The organism is Chryseobacterium sp. Marseille-Q3244 (genome assembly GCF_940807095.1).
In the GTDB taxonomy this organism is placed as follows: Bacteria; Bacteroidota; Bacteroidia; order Flavobacteriales; family Weeksellaceae; genus Chryseobacterium.
Map to the genome: position 1 here is coordinate 22,180 of NZ_CALNWX010000021.1, position 18,301 is coordinate 40,480.

General features: G+C 35.5%; 17 protein-coding genes. 5 read left to right on the forward strand and 12 right to left on the reverse strand.

Features of this window, described 5'->3' with window-relative positions; all coding sequences use genetic code 11:
* The first annotated feature begins 9 nt into the window (after positions 1-9).
* The 3 genes from NBX25_RS22510 to apaG all read left to right on the forward strand — a co-directional run bounded on the left by NBX25_RS22510 (position 10) and on the right by apaG (position 4,584).
* The gene (locus NBX25_RS22510) at positions 10-2,823 is read left to right on the forward strand and encodes a 2-oxoglutarate dehydrogenase E1 component (RefSeq protein WP_123911256.1); all 2,814 of its coding nucleotides are present in this window, start codon (positions 10-12) and stop codon (positions 2,821-2,823) included.
* A 39-nt stretch (positions 2,824-2,862) separates the two neighbouring features.
* Positions 2,863-4,113 (forward strand): 2-oxoglutarate dehydrogenase complex dihydrolipoyllysine-residue succinyltransferase, encoded by a 1,251-nt coding sequence (gene odhB, locus NBX25_RS22515; RefSeq protein ID WP_123911257.1) that lies wholly within the window; start codon positions 2,863-2,865, stop codon positions 4,111-4,113.
* A gap of 81 nt (positions 4,114-4,194) precedes the next feature.
* A complete protein-coding gene (apaG, locus tag NBX25_RS22520) occupies positions 4,195-4,584 on the forward strand; it encodes a Co2+/Mg2+ efflux facilitator ApaG/CorD (RefSeq protein WP_123911258.1) in 390 nt (129 codons plus the stop codon).
* A 63-nt stretch (positions 4,585-4,647) separates the two neighbouring features.
* Here apaG and NBX25_RS22525 read toward each other — a convergent pair whose 3' ends face one another.
* The 3 genes from NBX25_RS22525 to NBX25_RS22535 all read right to left on the reverse strand — a co-directional run bounded on the left by NBX25_RS22525 (position 4,648) and on the right by NBX25_RS22535 (position 7,178).
* Positions 4,648-5,202: a 3'-5' exonuclease gene (locus NBX25_RS22525; protein ID WP_123911259.1), complete on the reverse strand. Its 555-nt coding sequence runs from the start codon at positions 5,200-5,202 to the stop codon at positions 4,648-4,650.
* Positions 5,203-5,303: 101 nt separating this feature from the next.
* Complete coding sequence (locus NBX25_RS22530; RefSeq protein WP_250255528.1) at positions 5,304-6,287, reverse strand: glycosyltransferase family 2 protein; 984 nt, start codon at positions 6,285-6,287, stop codon at positions 5,304-5,306.
* Positions 6,288-6,293: 6 nt separating this feature from the next.
* Positions 6,294-7,178: a lysophospholipid acyltransferase family protein gene (locus tag NBX25_RS22535; protein ID WP_123911261.1), complete on the reverse strand. Its 885-nt coding sequence runs from the start codon at positions 7,176-7,178 to the stop codon at positions 6,294-6,296.
* Positions 7,179-7,258: 80 nt separating this feature from the next.
* Here NBX25_RS22535 and NBX25_RS22540 point away from each other — a divergent pair, with 80 nt between their 5' ends.
* On the forward strand, positions 7,259-7,828 hold the full coding sequence (locus tag NBX25_RS22540) for a thioredoxin family protein (protein ID WP_123911262.1): 570 nt from the start codon (positions 7,259-7,261) through the stop codon (positions 7,826-7,828).
* 78 nt (positions 7,829-7,906) lie between these two features.
* Here NBX25_RS22540 and NBX25_RS22545 read toward each other — a convergent pair whose 3' ends face one another.
* From NBX25_RS22545 to NBX25_RS22560, 4 genes are all read right to left on the reverse strand, one after another.
* On the reverse strand, positions 7,907-9,268 hold the full coding sequence (locus NBX25_RS22545) for an aldehyde dehydrogenase (RefSeq protein WP_250255529.1): 1,362 nt from the start codon (positions 9,266-9,268) through the stop codon (positions 7,907-7,909).
* A gap of 207 nt (positions 9,269-9,475) precedes the next feature.
* On the reverse strand, positions 9,476-11,038 hold the full coding sequence (locus tag NBX25_RS22550; protein WP_250255531.1) for an MFS transporter: 1,563 nt from the start codon (positions 11,036-11,038) through the stop codon (positions 9,476-9,478).
* Positions 11,039-11,335: 297 nt separating this feature from the next.
* The gene (locus NBX25_RS22555; RefSeq protein WP_250255533.1) at positions 11,336-12,382 is read right to left on the reverse strand and encodes an HlyD family secretion protein; all 1,047 of its coding nucleotides are present in this window, start codon (positions 12,380-12,382) and stop codon (positions 11,336-11,338) included.
* Between the two features lie 5 nt (positions 12,383-12,387).
* Positions 12,388-13,644, reverse strand: a complete 1,257-nt coding sequence (locus NBX25_RS22560; RefSeq protein WP_250255535.1) for a TolC family protein — start codon at positions 13,642-13,644, stop codon at positions 12,388-12,390.
* Between the two features lie 213 nt (positions 13,645-13,857).
* Between NBX25_RS22560 and NBX25_RS22565 the strand changes: the two genes are divergently transcribed.
* Complete coding sequence (locus NBX25_RS22565; protein ID WP_250255536.1) at positions 13,858-14,661, forward strand: helix-turn-helix domain-containing protein; 804 nt, start codon at positions 13,858-13,860, stop codon at positions 14,659-14,661.
* Positions 14,662-14,745: 84 nt separating this feature from the next.
* On the opposite strand, the gene rplI is transcribed toward NBX25_RS22565, so the two are convergent.
* The 5 genes from rplI to NBX25_RS22590 form a co-directional block, all read right to left on the reverse strand.
* Positions 14,746-15,249 carry a 50S ribosomal protein L9 gene (gene rplI, locus NBX25_RS22570; protein ID WP_123911268.1) on the reverse strand — a complete coding sequence of 168 codons (504 nt, stop codon included), beginning with the start codon at positions 15,247-15,249 and terminating at the stop codon, positions 14,746-14,748.
* Between the two features lie 108 nt (positions 15,250-15,357).
* Entirely contained in the window at positions 15,358-15,660 is a 303-nt protein-coding gene (gene rpsR / locus NBX25_RS22575) for a 30S ribosomal protein S18 (RefSeq protein ID WP_034706728.1), read from the reverse strand.
* 33 nt (positions 15,661-15,693) lie between these two features.
* Complete coding sequence (rpsF, locus tag NBX25_RS22580; protein ID WP_047095723.1) at positions 15,694-16,035, reverse strand: 30S ribosomal protein S6; 342 nt, start codon at positions 16,033-16,035, stop codon at positions 15,694-15,696.
* 136 nt (positions 16,036-16,171) lie between these two features.
* Positions 16,172-16,930, reverse strand: coding sequence for a hypothetical protein (locus NBX25_RS22585; protein ID WP_250255539.1), 759 nt, complete (start codon positions 16,928-16,930; stop codon positions 16,172-16,174).
* Positions 16,931-16,935: 5 nt separating this feature from the next.
* On the reverse strand, positions 16,936-18,285 hold the full coding sequence (locus NBX25_RS22590) for a chloride channel protein (protein WP_250255540.1): 1,350 nt from the start codon (positions 18,283-18,285) through the stop codon (positions 16,936-16,938).
* Positions 18,286-18,301: the final 16 nt, after the last annotated feature.

The window sequence follows — 18,301 nt, forward strand, 5'->3', positions numbered from 1 at the left end:
ACTGTAATAATGGACAGATTTTCATTCCTAAACGCAGCTCATTCTCAGTTAATTGAGGATTTATACCAACAGTACTTAAAATTCCCAGATTCTTTAGAACCATCATGGAAAGCTTTCTTTCAAGGCTTCGATTTTGCTTTAGAGAACTATGGTGATGACGATAACACTCAATTTATTCAGGCTCCGGCCAACGCTGCTCCGGCAGTACAACAGATTTCTCAGGCAGTAACAAGCGGAGAAGTTCCTGAACACATCAAGAAAGAATTTAAGGTAGTAAACCTTATTGAGGCTTACAGAACAAGAGGGCACCTGTTTACAAAAACAAACCCAGTTAGAGAAAGAAGACACTATACACCTACTTTAGATATCGAGAACTTCGGTCTATCTACAGCAGATTTAAATACAAAATTCAACTGTGCCGTTGAAACAGGGATGAAAGAGCCTGCTACTTTAGCAGACCTTATCAAACATCTTGAGAATATCTACTGTGATTCTATCGGGGTAGAATATACATACATCAACAACGTTGAAGAAAAAGATTTCATCAAAAAATGGCTTCAGGTAAATGAAAACCACCCAAGCCTTTCTGCGAACGAAAAAACAGAGATTTTATTAAAATTAAATCAGGCTGTAGCCTTTGAAAATTATCTTCATACAAAATTTGTAGGTCAGAAAAGATTCTCACTGGAAGGTGGAGAAACATTAATCCCGGCTTTAGATCAATTGATCTCAAGATCTTCTCAATTAGGAGTTGATGAAGTTGTTCTAGGGATGGCTCACAGAGGAAGATTAAATGTTTTAACCAATATTTTCGGAAAGTCTTACAAGCAGATCTTCTCAGAATTTGAAGGTAAAGAATTTGAAGAGGATGTATTCTCTGGTGACGTTAAATATCACTTAGGATCATCTAAAAAAATAAAAACAGCTTCAGGAGAAGAAGTTAGTATTAACCTGACTCCAAACCCGTCTCACCTTGAAACCGTAGCAGCTCTGGTAGAAGGAATCTGCCGTGCGAAAGTAGACGATAAGTATAAAGATTACTCTAAAGTATTACCAATCATCATCCACGGTGATGGTGCTATTGCTGGACAAGGAATTGCTTATGAAGTTGCTCAGATGATGACACTTGAAGGGTATAGAACAGGAGGTACAGTTCATATCGTTGTAAACAACCAGGTTTCATTTACAACAAACTACATGGATGCGAGATCTTCTACATACTGTACAGACATTGCAAAAGTTACAGAATCTCCTGTAATGCACGTGAATGCTGACGATGCAGAAGCTGTTGTTCATGCAATCCATTTTGCTGCTGACTTCAGAGCAAAATTCGGAAAAGACGTTTATATCGACCTTTTAGGATATAGAAAATATGGGCACAACGAAGGGGATGAGCCAAGATTTACTCAGCCAAACCTATATAAAACTATTTCAAAACACCCGAATCCAAGAGAAATTTATAAAGATAAATTGCTTAAAGACAGTGTTACTTCCAATGATGTAATCGCTAAAATGGAAACGGAATTCAAAGCTCTTTTAGATAAAGACTTTGATGCTTCTAAAGAAATTGAGAAAAACGTAATGGACGTGTTCATGTCTGAAGATTGGGTAAACTATCCAATCGGAAAAAGAGGAGCAGTTCAGTTACCGGTTGATACAAAATATGACTTGGCTAAGCTGAAAGAATTGGCGATTAAAATGTCAACGCTTCCAGCTGATAAGAAATTCATCAACAAGATTACAAGACTTTTCGATAACCGTGTTAAAGCGATTGAAGGAAACTCATTAGATTGGGCACTAGGAGAGTGGTTAGCTTATGCTACACTTCTTGTAGAAGGTCACAATGTAAGAATCTCCGGGGAAGATGTAGAAAGAGGTACATTCTCTCACAGACACGCTGTAGTAAAAACAGAAGATACAGAAGAAGAATATATCCCATTAAGACACGTTTCAGAAAACAGATTTGATGTATTCAACTCTCACCTTTCAGAATATGGTGTGCTAGGTTTCGACTATGGATATGCTATGGCTTCGCCAAATACTTTAACAATCTGGGAAGCTCAGTTCGGAGATTTCGTGAACGGTGCTCAGATCATTGTTGACCAGTATTTAGCAGCTGCAGAAGAAAAATGGAAAATCCAGGACGGGTTGGTTATGCTATTACCTCACGGTTCAGAAGGTCAGGGTGCAGAACACTCTTCAGCAAGATTGGAGAGATTCTTAACACTTTGTGCTAACGAAAACATGGTCGTAGCGAATATTACTTCTCCTGCCAACTACTTCCACTTATTGAGAAGACAGTTGAAGTGGGCATTCAGAAAGCCATTGATCGTAATGAGCCCTAAATCTTTATTGAGACACCCTAAAGTGGTTTCTCCGCTTGAAGATTTTGCAACAGGTACATTCCAGCCAATCTTAGATGATCCAACTGCAGATCCTAAAAAAGTAGAAAAATTAGTTCTTTGTTCAGGGAAACTGTACTTCGAATTATTAGCGAAGAAAGAAGAATTGAACTGTGAAAATATTGCATTAGTAAGATTCGAGCAGTTATATCCACTTCAAACAGATGCTATTGAAGCAATCTTCAACAAATATGAAAACAGAACACAATTGGTGTGGGCTCAGGAAGAACCTGAAAACATGGGAGCTTGGTCTTATATCCTGAGAAACTTCAGAGATACAGGAATCCAGGTAGTATCTCCGGTACCAAGTGGTGCTCCGGCTCCAGGTAGCCACAAAATGTTTGAGAAAAACCAAAATGCAGTAATCAACAGAGTTTTTGATAGAGACGATGCTCCTGCAAAAAGACCCGTTACAGCTTAATTTAAATAATATTCAATTAAAAAATAAAAAATACTCGATATGTCAGTTTTAGAAATGAAAGTTCCTTCACCGGGCGAATCAATCACAGAAGTTGAAATTGCAACTTGGCTTGTAAAAGATGGTGATTATGTAGAAAAAGATCAACCTATCGCTGAAGTAGACTCAGACAAAGCAACTCTTGAATTGCCTGCAGAACAAAGTGGTGTTATCACTTTAAAAGCAGAAGAAGGTGAGGTAGTACAAGTAGGTCAGGTAGTTTGTTTAATTGATATGGATGCTGCAAAACCAGCTGGTGCTGCACCTGCTGCTGAAGCTCCAAAACAGGAAGAAGCAAAAGCTGCTGAGCCTGCTAAACAAGAAGCTCCTAAACCAGCTGCTCCGGTTGCTGCTCCACAAACTTATGCTACAGGAGCTCCATCTCCGGCTGCTAAGAAAATTCTTGACGAAAAAGGAATGGATGCTGCACAGGTTTCAGGAACAGGAAGAGATGGAAGAATCACTAAGACTGATGCTGAATTAGCTGCAGTTCCTGCATTAGGAGGAAGTCCTCTTACCGCTACAGGTTCTAGATCTACTACAACGACTAAACTTTCAGTTTTAAGAAGAAAGATCGCTCAGAGACTAGTTTCTGTGAAGAATGAAACAGCTATGTTAACAACTTTCAACGAAGTTGACATGTCTGAAATCTTCAGATTAAGAAAGCTATATAAAGAAGAATTTGCTCAAAAACACGGAGTTGGACTTGGTTTCATGTCTTTCTTTACAAAAGCGGTTACAAGAGCATTAGAAATGTATCCTGATGTAAATGCATCTATCGATGGAGATTTCAAAATAAACTATGATTTCTGCGACATTTCAATTGCCGTTTCTGGTCCTAAAGGGTTAATGGTTCCTGTATTGAGAAATGCAGAGAATATGTCTTTCAGCGCAGTTGAAGCAAACATCAAAGATCTTGCTACCAAAGTAAGAGACGGTAAAATTACAGTTGACGAAATGACTGGTGGTACTTTCACCATTACAAACGGTGGTACTTTCGGATCTATGTTGTCTACACCAATCATCAACCCACCACAATCTGCAATCTTAGGAATGCACAACATTATCCAAAGACCAGTTGCTGTTGATGGACAAGTTGTAATCAGACCAATGATGTACGTGGCAATGTCTTATGACCACAGAATTATCGACGGAAAAGAATCAGTAGGATTCCTTGTAGCGGTAAAAGAAGGTATTGACAATCCTGTTCAGGTATTAATGGGAGGTGATGAAAGAAAAGGCCTTGGATTATAGTTTTTAATAAAATTATAACGTAAATATATAATCTCGCCTTAAAAAAGGCGAGATTTTTGTATCTATTAAGAAAATACTACAATGATGTTTTCAAAAATGACTTCCAATATCAAAGTTTCAGTAATACCTGAATATGATAGTAAAAACAGTTATCCATCCGAAAACCGTTATGTTTTCAAGTACAATATCACTATAGAAAATGACGGAAGTTTTCCTATAAAAGTACTGAAAAGAAAATGGCTCATCTTTGATGTAGGATTCGGATTCACAGAGATTATAGGAGATGGAGTCATCGGATTGACTCCAGAGATAGGAACCGGCGAAAATTTCGCTTATTTTTCCAATGTAATGCTCCGTTCAGGAGTGGGAAATATGAGTGGAAAATACCTGGTTAAGAATCTTGAGACACAGGAGACTTTCGAGATTGATATCCCAAAATTTAACCTGCTCTCTGAAGTGTTAAGTAATTAAAATAGTTTTGTCATAGTAAATGACTGATGCAGGTATCGGAACCCGGGTCTGTTAGCTGTATTATTAGAGCTTTTTAATTTTTGCCTTCATATATTCATTTACTTCATCATTACTGGTGAGGAAGAGTTTCTCAAATGCCAATAAAGATATCTTTGCGCAAACTTCTGCATCAGCCCCCGCTCTGTGGTGATTGAACTTAATGTTATGATATTCGGCAAGTGGCTTTAGCCCATATTTTGGAAGATAATTCCATGATTTCTTTGCAAGCTGTATACTGCACAGATAGCTGAGTTGTGGGGTAAACATACCATAATATTCCAGGCAGCCTCTTAAAACAGAAGCATCAAAACCTGCGTTGTGAGCAATCATTAAGCTTCCGTACATCATTTCCTGTGCCTCATACCAAATTTCATCAAAGGTAGGAGCATCCTGTACATCTTCAGGTTGTATCCCATGTACAGCAACATTGAATTTACTGAAATAAGGAAAACTAGGAGGTTTTATCAACCATGTTTTGGTTTCTACAATTTTAGAATCCTGTACTACACAGATTCCCATCTCACATGCAGAGCTTTTCTCGTGAGTGGCCGTTTCAAAATCTATTGCACAGAAATCCATAATTATATAATGTTGATTAATTGTTATTATAGTATCAGTTACTGATCTAAAGTTTGAAGTTAAGATTGAACCTGTTTTGAAATCGTATTTTATCTAATCTCCTAGTTCTTATTGCTGCCTAAAAAATGTTTAAAAATTAACCATTTCGACTGATAGAACTTATCTTGCTGATGATTCTGACGAAGTTTCCATGTTCCGGGAAGTTGCGCGTAGAAACCAAAATGTGCCCTTACAACGGCCCAAAGGTGAGGGAATCCATGTTTTAATCCAAAATAGATTCCTGCGATACCATCCAGGCAAAGTCTGAAAAAGATCAGCCCAATCAGTTTAGGAAAAGGCAGGTTTTTAAGCATCATAGACAGGTTGTTTCTGATGTTTAAATACGTTTTCTGTGCGCTTTGTTTATTCAATGTTCCACCACCTACATGATACACTTTGGACTTTCCGGTATAAAAGATTTTCTTTCCTGAATTAATAAGTCTCCAGCAAAGATCAATCTCTTCCTGATGGGCAAAAAATCGTTCATCAAAACCTTTCTGTTCCCAAAAATCTTTGGAGCGGATAAAAAAGCAACATCCCGATGCCCAAAAGATTGCTGTTTCATCATCATACTGGCCTTTGTCCTCTTCAACATTATCAAAAACACGGCCTCGGCAGTAAGGATAGCCCAGATTATCAATCAGACCACCCCCAGCTCCTGCAAATTCAAAGAATTTTTTATTATTGTAGGATAAAACCTTAGGTTGAATAGCCGAAATTTTAATGTCTTTTTCAAATAGAGCCAATATGGGTTCTATCCAATTTTCAGTAACCTCTACATCAGAATTAAGAAGGCAGTAATATTCATTGGTTATTGCCTTTAACCCTTCATTATATCCGCCGGCAAATCCGTAGTTTTTATTATTTTTAATAATTTTTACGGTAGGGAAATTTGTGTTCAGATATGCTATAGAATCATCTGTAGAAAGATTATCAATAACATAAATATCTGCATTTTGAGAAAATTGAACTACACTCGGAAGAAATTTTTCCAGCCAGTTTTTCCCATTCCAGTTTAAGATGGCAACCGCCAGTTTTTTCTGCATGTACATCTAATTTTTTTCAGAATCAAAAAACTTGATAGAATCCTGATACTTCCACTTTCTGTGTGACCAAAGATAATTGTCCGGATGCTTACGCAAGGTGTTTTCAAGCATTTTATGGAATTTTCTTACCACTTCATGCTCTGTAAATTTTTCCTGGTCCGGATAGATTCTGTAGTAATTAACCTGGTAATACCCACGTTTTACTTTTTTCATTTCACAATAAATAAAAGCAAGGTCCATTCGGGTAGCTAATTTATCATAGCCTATGAAAGCAGGCGTTCGTTGATTTAAAAACTCTAAACCATACGTAACATGAGAAAAATGTGGAGTCTGATCTGCCACAAACATATAAATAGAATCACCATTATTAGGCGATTTGAATATATTTCTGATGACTTCATTAGCTTCCAGTGCTTCATTCCCAAATTTATTACGAACCTTTTTCATCTGATTTTCCCAAAAGTTACTGTTTACCTTTCTGTACACGGGATGACAGTGCTTTTGTGGGACGATTTTTGCCAAAGCATTAATCCATTCCCAGTTAAAGACATGACCGGCAAGTAAAATAATATTTTTACCTTCTGCTTTCACTTCATGAAACAGATCCTGATTGATATGTTGCATTCGTACTCTGGCTTCAGTTTCAGAAATGCTGAATGATTTGATAGTTTCTACCAGATAATCGGAAAAATTGCCATAGAATTTTTTTCGAATTTTTCTGATCTCATCATCTGATTTATCAGGAAAGGAATTTCTAAGGTTTTGGGTAATCACCTTCTTTCTATAACCTACAAGATAGTAATTTAAGAAGAATATAACGTCCGAAAAAATATACAATATTCTAAGCGGAAGTTTTGAGATGAAAAATAATATTTTGATTAAAAAGCTCATAAAACACGCAAATTTAGTGATAATAAAATTATGGTTCTATTTTTGTAGGGAGATAAGTAATTTTTTTTTATTTTTATGTTATGAAAAAATCAGCAATTTTAGCTTTTCTGGGATTAAGTGTATTAGGCTTTTCACAGAATACCAATATACCGAAAGAAGAAAGAGTACGAGATAATACTCTGTTGGTAAAAACTGATCATGCAGAATTGGATGCGAAGAAGAAAGCTGCGGAAGAAAAAGCAAAACTTCCTAAACCATATAATCCAAAAGCTGATGCTCAGGCAGATATTAATAAATTAATAGCCCAGGCTAAAAAAGAAGGTAAAAATATTATACTTCAAGCCGGTGGAAACTGGTGTATTTGGTGTCTTAGATTCAACAATTTTGTACATGAAACTCCTGAATTAAAACAGCTTGTAGATAAAAACTACTTATATTATCACCTGAATTATTCTCCGGATAATAAAAATGAGAAAGTTTTTGCTCAATATGATAATCCTGGGGAAAAATTCGGATATCCTGTATTTATCGTTTTAGATAAAAACGGTAAAATGATTAAAGTTCAGCAGAGTGATGTATTCGAAGAAGGAAAAGGATACAGCAAGGACAAGGTAAAAGAATTCTTCAATACCTGGAAGCCTAAAGCATAAAATGAAAAGGTTGTTTCAAATAGAAACAACCTTTTTTATTTTTCACAAAGAGTGTATGTTATTTGAGATCTTTAAGAATTATAAAAATCTTTTAATCCAGCTTAATTTTTTTTCAGAATAAGGTGGGTATTTAATATTAGGTTCGCCCCATGTGGCTTTTTCCAGGACAGATTTTTGATGAGAAAAAGTTTCAAAACCGAATTTTCCATGATAATTTCCTATTCCTGAGTTTCCAATACCTCCAAAAGGCAGGTTATCATTGCTTAAATGCATCACAACATCATTAATACATCCGCCTCCAAAAGATAATCTTTGGGTAAAGTTTTCCTTTTCTTCAGAATTATTGGTGAAAAGATAAGCAGCCAGAGGTTTTTCCAGTTCCAATACTGCATTTAGGGCCATATTATAATTTTTAAAACCGATGACTGGTAAAAGCGGTCCGAAAATTTCCTCCTGCATGATAAGATCATCCCAATCTATATTGTGAAGAATGGTAGGTTCTATATATCGTTTTTGTTCATCAGAATTTCCTCCGAAGTAGATTTTCTCGTGATCAATAAGACTGATCAATCGCTGAAAATTTCTTGTATTAATGATCTTTGTATACTGTTCCGAATCCGGGCTGTATTTAAATTCTTTAATGTATTTTCTCAACATTTCCAGAAACTGTTCCTGAACGGCTTCTTCTACCAATAAGTAATCAGGAGCAACACAGGTTTGACCGGCATTCAGGAATTTCCCCCAGACTATTCTTTTGGCTGCAATTTCAAGATTGGCATTTTTAGTAACAATGGCAGGAGATTTTCCGCCCAATTCAAGAACAACTGGTGTTAAATGTTCTGCAGCAGCTTTATATACTATCTTTCCCACTTTAGTACTTCCTGTAAAAAATATTTTGTCAAACTTTAGCTTCAGGAGCTCTGTTGTTTCATCAATTCCGCCTTCATATACATACAGATATTCCGGAGGAAAGTTGTTATTGATGATAGTAGACATTGCTTTCATCGTATTTTCTGCAATTTCACTGGGCTTCAAAATACAACAGTTTCCAGCAGCCATAGCCGCAACAATAGGAGAGAGGGATAATTGATAAGGATAATTCCATGCCCCGATGACCAGAATATTACCCAAGGGTTCAGAATAAATTTTACTTTTTCCAAGCTGATTCGCCAGATTTGTACTTACTTTTTGGGGCTTTGCAAGTGACTTTAGATTTTTCAGATAATAATCAATATCATTCAGAACAAATGCGATTTCTGTGGTGAAGGTATCAAATTTAGATTTTCCAAAATCATTGTAAATAGCTTCATATAATAGTTTTTCGTTAGAAATGATAAGACTTTTGAGCTTTTCAAGATACATTTTTCTGAAGGCAAGACTTTTGGTTTGCTGTGTTTTAAAAAAGTCTCTTTGGCTCTGTAAAATTTTTTCAATTTCCATACGATGGCTTTTTAAAGTGCTGATGTAATTACAATGAGAGGGATGCAACAAGAAACCGGCCAAAGTTGATTGGGCTGAAAGATGGGTGAGGGGAGCTGTAGACCATTTTTGGCGTTTGGGAAATGTTGTTCATTTAAAGATTGCCTTAATCTGAATCGAAGTCACAGGTTATTTAATACTTCAAGAACTTCTATCCTCCTTTTTTCATTACATAATATTCCTCACTGCTATTTTAACCGGATGGTAAAGCAGTAAAAGGAGAGCTGTAACGAAAGCGAGCCAGAATAAACCTGTGAATATTTCCATATTGGAAAGCAGAATAGATTGAGCGGTTATTTTTGCTTTAAAAGCTCCTGCTGTCATCGATAATGATTCATTTACCGGAAGTTTTGAGATATTGGCTCCAAAAATCTGGTTCCATTGGCTGTAGAAAACAGGATTGGTATCTGTAAGATTGAAGCTTAAGACATCCGAATGTTTTAACGTTAAAAATAATATTCCATTTTGCATTAAAGCATATCCAATGGCAGTAGCCCAGAAACGGGTCGTAGTTCCCATTGCACTGGCGTTCGCCACATACTCTTCCGGCATTCCTGAAATCAGAAAGAATACGAGAGGAGTAAATAATAGACCTTGCGCCACTCCCTGAAGGAATAAAGGTGGACAGATGGTTGTAAGTGTGGTATCCGGATAAAAGGTGTAGGTAAACCAGGCACAGTCTATTGCGAGTAAAAGAAAACCTGTAAAAAATACAATTCTGGAAGAAACACCACGAACCAGGCAAATTCCTGATAAAAGTACGCCTATAAGTGTCCCAGCCACATTCCAATATTGGATATTGACAATATAATCCCATGGCCATTTCCATACCGTTGCCATAATACTGTATACATTATTTAACCCTGAACGAATAAGATAAAAAATGAAAAACAGGATCATTCCCACAATCACATTTTTAGAACTGAAAACTTCAAAATGAAATAAAGGGCGTTTTGAATTCCTTTGTTTCAACATAAACAAACCTCCGGAAATGAGAAATATAAACAAACAAATAATGATGGAATCAGACTCAAGCCACATCAGTCTTTTTCCATAGATAATAGCATAAGCTCCGGATTGAAGACAAACCCAAAGCAAAAACCAACTTGGAATATCCATTTGATATAATGGTTTTTTAGGAAAGAAACGATTTTTGTTAAAAATAACAAAGCCCAGAATCAAAACGAAAACATGAAAATAAGCCATCATTAAAATCATATGCTGATAATCATAATCCTGAATGCTTGATTTCAGTAAGGTTGTTGTCACGGTTCCTCCTGTCAACATAAGTGCATACATGAAAAGATAAGCAATCACTTTAGCATGTCTTGTTTTTAATTCAGCTATGATTAATGGCAGAAAAATAGCACCTTCCAACAATCCGAAGAATCCTTCTAAAAAACGGATTACCAGAATTACATGATAATCATTGGTGACTGATAAGATATAAAGAAGAATGACGGAAACGGAAGACATCAGCAAGACATAATATTTTACGCTGAAATAAGACATAAACCGCTGTAACACCAAAAGTGTGACTACAAAAGTTCCATACATCAGCATCATCAAATATTGAATATCATCTGAGTCCACATCCATAAATGAAGAGGTAAAGGCACTATTGGAATGCAATAATGACAACAACATGATGTGCGGAAATAAAGCCAGTATGAGAAGAGGCAATTTCAGCCATTGCGGTAACCATTTATGATAAACTGTATTGTGTTGCATAGTGATTTTAAAAGCTAATAAAGCCTATGAATTCGCTTTTAGTTATTGGTTATATTAAAAATGCGAAAAGACAAAAGAGCAAAGGGGGTGTAAAAGTAAAAGGTAAATGACAAATACGCTTAAAGAAAAAATTGAGCAGATCTGTACGTTGCGGTCTTGCCTTTTCGCATAAAAAAAATAATTTGAAGATTTGAAAATGTGAGAGTTTAAAAATGATAGTAAAACCAAATATTTTTGTACTCTAATACTCTAATACTCTAATACTCTAATACTCTAATACTCTAATACTCTAGTACTCTAAATCTTCTTAGCGCTCACCAGAACATTCATTCCGGAAAGCAATTTTTCGTTGTCTTTGTTATTATCCAAAATAATTTTTACGGGAAATCTTTGCTCGATCTTTACAAAGTTTCCTGTTGCATTATCCGGTTTTACAAGAGAGAACTGAGATCCTGATGCAGGGGATACTGAAAGAATTTTTCCTTTGAATTCAACATTGGGATAAGCATCTGCAGTGATAATGACTTCCTGATCCTGATCAATCTGGCCAAGTTGGGTTTCCTTATAATTGGCAATGATCCACTTTTCTTTGCTTACGATTTGTACCAATGCCTGCCCTTCTTTAATCAATTGTCCTTCCTGAATTGTTTTTTTTCCTACCCATCCGTCATAAGGGGCTGTAATTACAGTGTAAGAAAGGAATAATTTAGCATTATTAAGACTGGCTGAACTCTGTTGAATCTGGCTTTTAGCCGGTGCTACTTTTGTCTGTTGCTCATTAGCACCTGCTCTTACCGCGTTTTTTTGCTGTTCCAGGGCTAGAAGATTTGCTTTGGATTGCTCATAAGATGCTTTTACATTTTCAAACTCCTGTTCTGTAGCGGCATCTTCTGACAGAAGATTTGTGTATCTTTTGTAATCCTGTTCAGTTCTCCAGATATCAATTCTTGCAGAGGCAATTTTAGCATCAATAATTTTCGTATCGCTTGCCTTTGTATTTACACTGCTTTGAATGGTAGTAATATTTTCTGTAGTGGCATTAAGATTGGCTTCTGCCATATGTACCTGGTTGACAAATTCCCTGTTGTCAATAACAATTAATGTGTCTCCTTTATGTACAAACTGATTTTCATTAAACTTTATGGTTTTAATAAATCCCGAAACCTTACTGGATACCGGAGTAATATATTGTTCGATCTGGGCATCGTTGGTCGTAACATTTTTTCTCGAAAAAAGATAGAAGCTTACCATCCCCGTGACTCCGCTGATGATAAGAATCCATGCCAATAACGTAATGGTCTTGTTAATTCTTTTTTCCTTTTGTGTCAGTTGTTTCTGTGCCATAGTTTTTATAAGTTTCCAATCGTATATTGGAGTTGATAGTATTTTAGTTGTCTATTAATTTTTACGGAAATAAGATTAGATTCAGCTTCCAGATAAGCATTGTCTGCATCAATTAATTCAGTGATAAGGCTTAGTTTGTTTGCGTATTTTGTTTTTACAATACGGTAGTTTTCTTTAGCTTGATTAATAGCTTCCTCTGCAATTTTTACCTTTTGGTCAGTCTCCTCAAACTTTTTGTATGCTTCATACACATTATGTCTTACCTTTTCTTCGTTTTCTTCAATCTGAAGCTTGGCGAGATCAATATTTTCCCTTGCTTCCTGCATTTTGTATTTGTTTTTATACAGGTTTTCGATTGGATACGTAAGATTCAGTCCAATCATTCCTAAGCGGTAAGCATAAGGCTCAGGCGGAAAGAACATCATATTTGGGTATTTTAAAAAGTATTCTCCACCAGCCACTACTTTAGGTAAATAATTGGCTTTGGTGATTTTCTGATCCAATTCTTTTAATGAAAGATTCTTGTGGGTAATTTCAACCGATTCATTTTTGTTCAAGGCTGTTTCTGTTAACTCTTCAATATAAGGGATTGCTGCTCTATCAGAGATCAAGTCCTCCGTATCTACATGCATTTCCTGCTGTTCCGGAAGAGAAAGAATGGTTTTCAGCTTATGTTCTGCAATCTGTATGTCATTATCCAGTTCTGTCCAGCTCATTTTGTGGTTAGAAAGCTGTAGTGAAGTTCTCAATACTTCATTTACGGTAACCACTCCATTAGCTTTTAAAACCTTTACTTGCTTAATGTTCACAGAATCCTCTTTCATCTTATCATTAATAAGAGATTGTTGTTCTTTTAAATGATGGATTTGAAGAAAGGCTGTAATGACTTCCATTTTAAGCTGTCTTTCATCCAGGTGTGTTCTTAACGCTGAAATTTCAGTATCAACGGTGGCTTTTTTTTCTGTGTTTTTTATTTTTCCACCCATATAGACCGGGATAGAAGCAGATAAAGTAAAGTCGTACATTCCGTTAATTGCATTGTATTTTGTAGGTTTGTTAAATACACCATCCTGATACTGGAAAAGATTGGTGACCTGGTTGTAGCTGGTATGAAATTCAATATCCGGAAGTTTTTCCATTTTCAGGTCTTTTTCCTTGGTAACGGACATTTCCTGTTTTAAATGGCTGATTTGAATATTCTTGTTGTTTTTTAAACCAATTTCTATAGCCTGTTGTAAGCCGAGATGTTGGTAATCTATCATCTGTGAGTGTAAAAAATTGCTCAATAATAAGCACAACGCTATGCACTGATATCGGCATGCGTTCAATATTATATTCATAAATTAATTAAAGGGTTTTTGCTAAAGTGATTTTATACTGCAAATTTACGACGGTAGTATGCGGACACTATTTGTGAAAACAGAAAAAGATTTGTTCATTTACGCCATTTTAAAAATTATGCCTATCTTTATTTCATGAATGATAATCATTTTAAAGCTGTAGAAGACGATGATGCCGAGTTTTATGTATATCATGTCCTCACCGGAAATGTTACAACAGATATCCATTACCATAGTTCTGCTCAGTTAGTCTATGCAGAAGGAGGTATTGTGCATGTTTTTACAGATTTGAAACACTGGTATCTTCCAGCCAGATGTTTTATGTGGATTCCGGCCGGAACACCCCATTATCTTTTTTCTACCAGTCTAAAAGTGGATTTATATAATTTTTATATTAAAAAAGAAGAAGGAGAAAATGGCTTTTTTGATGAAATCAATATTTATTCAGTTAATGAGTTACTTCGGGAGATGATTTTATATACCAAAGACTGGAATGGGAAAATCACAAAAAATGATGCTTCAAAATATTATTTCCTCAAAGCACTTAAAGGTGTTTTACAAGAAAAAAAACACAAGCATCTGGCGTTTCCAATACAGCATCCCTTTCCCAAAGATGAAACATTATTAAAGATTGCCAGGTATATTCATGCTAACCTGGAAAAGCCTTTAACAATTGAATCCACAGCGAAAGAGTTCGGAATGAGTACAAGAACCCTTTCCAGAAAATTCAAGGAAATTTTAGGCATGAATTACGTCCGTTTCCTGAGAGCTTTAAGAATTACCCGTTCTTTAGAGCTAATGCTTGAAGGGAAATACAATATGTATGAGATTGCGATGATGGTTGGCTATAATAGCCTATCTTCTTTCAGTAATATTTTTAAAAAGGTAATTGGAGTAGCCCCAACGGAATATCAACAGAAATTAAGAGGGGATAGATAGTTTTAAGCCATTTGTTTTTATCACAAAAAAACCACTTCAAATAATTGAAGTGGTCTTGTATGGTGAGAAAATCTCAGTCGCTTATTAAGCTTCTTCAGATTTTGCTTCTTCTTTCTTTGCAGCAGGTGCAGCTACAACTGGAGCGTCAGATACGATATCGAATTCGAAATTGTACTCAACGTTTCTGTGTAATCTGATGTTTGCAGTTACTTTACCAGTTCTCTTAATAGTGTTCCCTGGGATTTTGATGTATTTCTTCTCTACAGAAACTCCAGCTTTAGCAAGAGCAGCAGAAAGATCTGCATTGTTGATAGATCCGAATAATTTATCACCAGAACCTACTTTTGCAGGAATAGTGATAGAAGTTTTCTTCAATTGATCTACTACAGTGTTAGCAGCAGCGATTAATTTAGCTTCTTCTTCTTTTCTAGCTTCCAAAGTTGCTTCAAGAGCTGCTTTGTTTTTAGGGGTAGCTAAAAGTGCAATTCCCTGAGGAAGTAAGAAGTTTCTAGCATAACCTGGCTTTACGCTTACTGTATCAAACTCAAGTCCTAAGTTTTCTACGTCTTGTTTTAGGATGATATCCATTGTTGTTGTCCTTTTTAAAGATTTTAGACGAGTCTAAAATCAAGTTAGAATTAATTATTTATTCAGCAACAAAAGAAGAGATTGCTCTCTTCTTTTATTTATTTTGTCTTATTTCAATAAGTCAGCTACGTAAGGTAGTAAAGAAAGGTGTCTTGCTCTTTTGATAGCAGCAGAAACTTTTCTTTGGTATTTTAAAGAAGTTCCAGTGTATCTTCTTGGTAAGATTTTACCTTGCTCGTTTACAAACTGTAATAAGAAATCAGCATCTTTGTAATCAACGTGCTTAATTCCGTATTTTTTGAATCTACAATATTTCTTTTCAGATTTTGTATTGATATCAAGTGGAGTAAGGAATTTAACTTCTGATTCTCCTCCAGCTGAGGCTTGTTTAGCCATTTCATCTATTGCCATGTCTTGTCTTTTTTAAAAAATAGGGTTAATTAATTAAGCTTTAGCTGCTTTTACTTTAGCTCTTCTTGTTACAGCGTACTCAACAGCATGCTTGTCAAGTTTTGTAGTAAGGTAACGGATAACTCTCTCGTCACGTTTGAATGCCAATTCTAAGTCAGCTACTACAGAACCTTCACCTTTAAATTCGATTAAAGTATAGAACCCATTCTTTTTCAATTGGATTGGGTAAGCTAATTTTTTTAATCCCCAGTTTTCTTTAGCAACGATTTCGCAGTTCTTTTCTTTGATAAGATCTACATACTTGTTCACTGCTTCCTCTACCTGTGACTCAGATAGAACGGGAGTTAAAATGAAAACAGTTTCGTAATTGTTCATAATGTTAAAATATTTGTTAATTATTTCGAGGTGCAAAATTAGAAAATATATTTTTAATATACAAGAGTATTTGTGTAAAACTAATGCATATTATTCTTTTACCGGATTGTGAGTTTTTATTTCGGTATTAAGTATTTTAAATTGCATCAAAATTAAAGCTCTCAAATTTATTAGCTGTAGATTTTAATGTATTCCAATCAAAATCATATTTTTCTGTATCAACCCAAGTTTCAGGAAGCTTAATTTTGAAAATGCTTTTAGGAGTGGATATAAAATTTTGGTCATCAGTAGAACTGGATGTGGTTGTTTGATGAGAGTCAAAACAAAATATAAAATATTGAGAAAATAAAATAGTAAATAAACCAGATAAGGCTAATGTTAGATTTTTAAGATTTGCTTCATGGAAATTATTATTTCGGTCATGTTTAACATTATTGTAAGCTATGTACCAACTCAATGATTTGGGTGTAGAAGAGTTCCAGTCTATAAAAGGTCTTAAAACTTTTGTAATAGGACTCCAGATGTTCAAATGTATTTCGTAATCACTTAATTTTGCCGCTTTATTTATTTTGTAATAATCAAGAATATTCCAGTTACCAGCTTTTGTAAATTGATTTGAACTTAAAATTGATTTACAGTTAGATTCAAATTCTGTACAAGTTCTCAGAAATAATTCATATATCCTATGAGAATATGTATTTTCATTATTGTCATTAGGTTCTATATAATCAAGAATATCTAAGTAGTCCTTTACAATTATTTCAAAGGCTCGAATTGAACTTATTCTTTCATTTGAGTAATCATTTTCGAGTAAATAAGTATTCGAAACTGTTCTTAAATAATTATCATCAATAAATGGTCTAATTATTTTTTTAAATGGTTTGTTTAGTGACATAGTTTTTAGTTTTTTCTTATTTCTGTTAAAAAATTAATTTTCAATAAATCATACAAAGAATGTCTGCTCACTAAGATTGAAGCAATAGAGGAAACCATTCCGGCGAGCATCAGATGGAAAATCAATGAATGCCTGTCGGTCATTTCCAATACGATGATGGCTGATGTAAATGGTGCACGTGTAATTCCGGTAAGAAAAGCCACCATTCCACCTAAAATGACCACGTTGGTTTCATTGGGAGTTAAATGAATAACCCCTGAAATAACAGATCCGATACTTGCTCCGGCAGTAAGGGCTGGGGCAAAAATACCACCAGCTCCTCCGGAAGTAAAAGATAGGGCAGGACCAAGCATTCTCAAAATGGGGACATACCAGTCTTCATGTTTATTTTTTGTAAAAAGCACCCGTTCCATAATTTCTTTTCCTGATCCCAGAATTTCCCTATTAATGAAATAAGCAATGGAAGCAATGATTAAAGCGCATATAACCAGAAATGCAACATGGGCTCTGTCTGTTTTTAATGTTTTCTTTTTCCAGTCGTTAATCTTTAGCATAATCACGGAAAGTTGGCTGGCCATAATTCCGGCTGTGGCTGCCACAAGCATAATCGGAAACATAACCATTAAGGATACATCATTTGTTTTTGGATATCCAAGGTATAAATAGGATCCTGCTAAAGTCTGAGCGGTTAAACCTGCTATAATTACAGCGGTAAATAAAGCTGTTTTAAAGTAGTTGATGTGTGTTTTAGATAATTCCTCTACTGCAAATACAATTCCACCAAGAGGAGTATTGAAAGCTGCTGCAAGTCCGGCAGCAGCACCTGTCATAATCATATTTTTCTTAGAAATCTTGGGCCACCAATCAGGGAGATATTCATTGACTTTTCTGAAAACAGAGCCAGCGATCTGAATGGTGGGCCCTTCACGGCCTACAGCACCACCACCAATTACCAGCACCACAGAAGAAATGATTTTAAAGATGATGATTTTTAGGCTTAAAAGGCTTCTTATCTTTGTATGTTCTTTTGGATTGGCTAGTTCTACAGCCGCCATTACCTGTGGAATTCCACTTCCTTTAGCATTGGGAGCAAATTCCTTTACCAACCACCAGGAAAGCACAAAACCTATGGGAGCAATAATAAAAATCATCCATGCGTGCCAATCGAAGATAAAGTTCATGAGATGTTCACCCCAGGCAAATATTTGAGCATATAATACTGCAAAAAAACCGGTAATTACAGATCCGATCCAAAAAGGAATGGCTTGCAGAAGATTGTTTTTCAACTGTTCATTCCGGATGTTATCAAACGATTTCTTTATGGATTTACGAATAAGGATGAGGATTTTCAGCATTTGTAGGTTTTGAGGG

Coding starts and splice junctions, on each gene's coding strand:
- NBX25_RS22510 (WP_123911256.1), top strand. CDS start 10: ATGGACAGATTTTCATTCCTAAACGCAGCTCATTCTCAGTTAATTGAG.
- odhB (WP_123911257.1), top strand. CDS start 2,863: ATGTCAGTTTTAGAAATGAAAGTTCCTTCACCGGGCGAATCAATCACA.
- apaG (WP_123911258.1), top strand. CDS start 4,195: ATGATGTTTTCAAAAATGACTTCCAATATCAAAGTTTCAGTAATACCT.
- NBX25_RS22525 (WP_123911259.1), bottom strand. CDS start 5,202: ATGGATTTCTGTGCAATAGATTTTGAAACGGCCACTCACGAGAAAAGC.
- NBX25_RS22530 (WP_250255528.1), bottom strand. CDS start 6,287: ATGCAGAAAAAACTGGCGGTTGCCATCTTAAACTGGAATGGGAAAAAC.
- NBX25_RS22535 (WP_123911261.1), bottom strand. CDS start 7,178: ATGAGCTTTTTAATCAAAATATTATTTTTCATCTCAAAACTTCCGCTT.
- NBX25_RS22540 (WP_123911262.1), top strand. CDS start 7,259: ATGAAAAAATCAGCAATTTTAGCTTTTCTGGGATTAAGTGTATTAGGC.
- NBX25_RS22545 (WP_250255529.1), bottom strand. CDS start 9,268: ATGGAAATTGAAAAAATTTTACAGAGCCAAAGAGACTTTTTTAAAACA.
- NBX25_RS22550 (WP_250255531.1), bottom strand. CDS start 11,038: ATGCAACACAATACAGTTTATCATAAATGGTTACCGCAATGGCTGAAA.
- NBX25_RS22555 (WP_250255533.1), bottom strand. CDS start 12,382: ATGGCACAGAAACAACTGACACAAAAGGAAAAAAGAATTAACAAGACC.
- NBX25_RS22560 (WP_250255535.1), bottom strand. CDS start 13,644: ATGATAGATTACCAACATCTCGGCTTACAACAGGCTATAGAAATTGGT.
- NBX25_RS22565 (WP_250255536.1), top strand. CDS start 13,858: ATGAATGATAATCATTTTAAAGCTGTAGAAGACGATGATGCCGAGTTT.
- rplI (WP_123911268.1), bottom strand. CDS start 15,249: ATGGATATCATCCTAAAACAAGACGTAGAAAACTTAGGACTTGAGTTT.
- rpsR (WP_034706728.1), bottom strand. CDS start 15,660: ATGGCAATAGATGAAATGGCTAAACAAGCCTCAGCTGGAGGAGAATCA.
- rpsF (WP_047095723.1), bottom strand. CDS start 16,035: ATGAACAATTACGAAACTGTTTTCATTTTAACTCCCGTTCTATCTGAG.
- NBX25_RS22585 (WP_250255539.1), bottom strand. CDS start 16,930: ATGTCACTAAACAAACCATTTAAAAAAATAATTAGACCATTTATTGAT.
- NBX25_RS22590 (WP_250255540.1), bottom strand. CDS start 18,285: ATGCTGAAAATCCTCATCCTTATTCGTAAATCCATAAAGAAATCGTTT.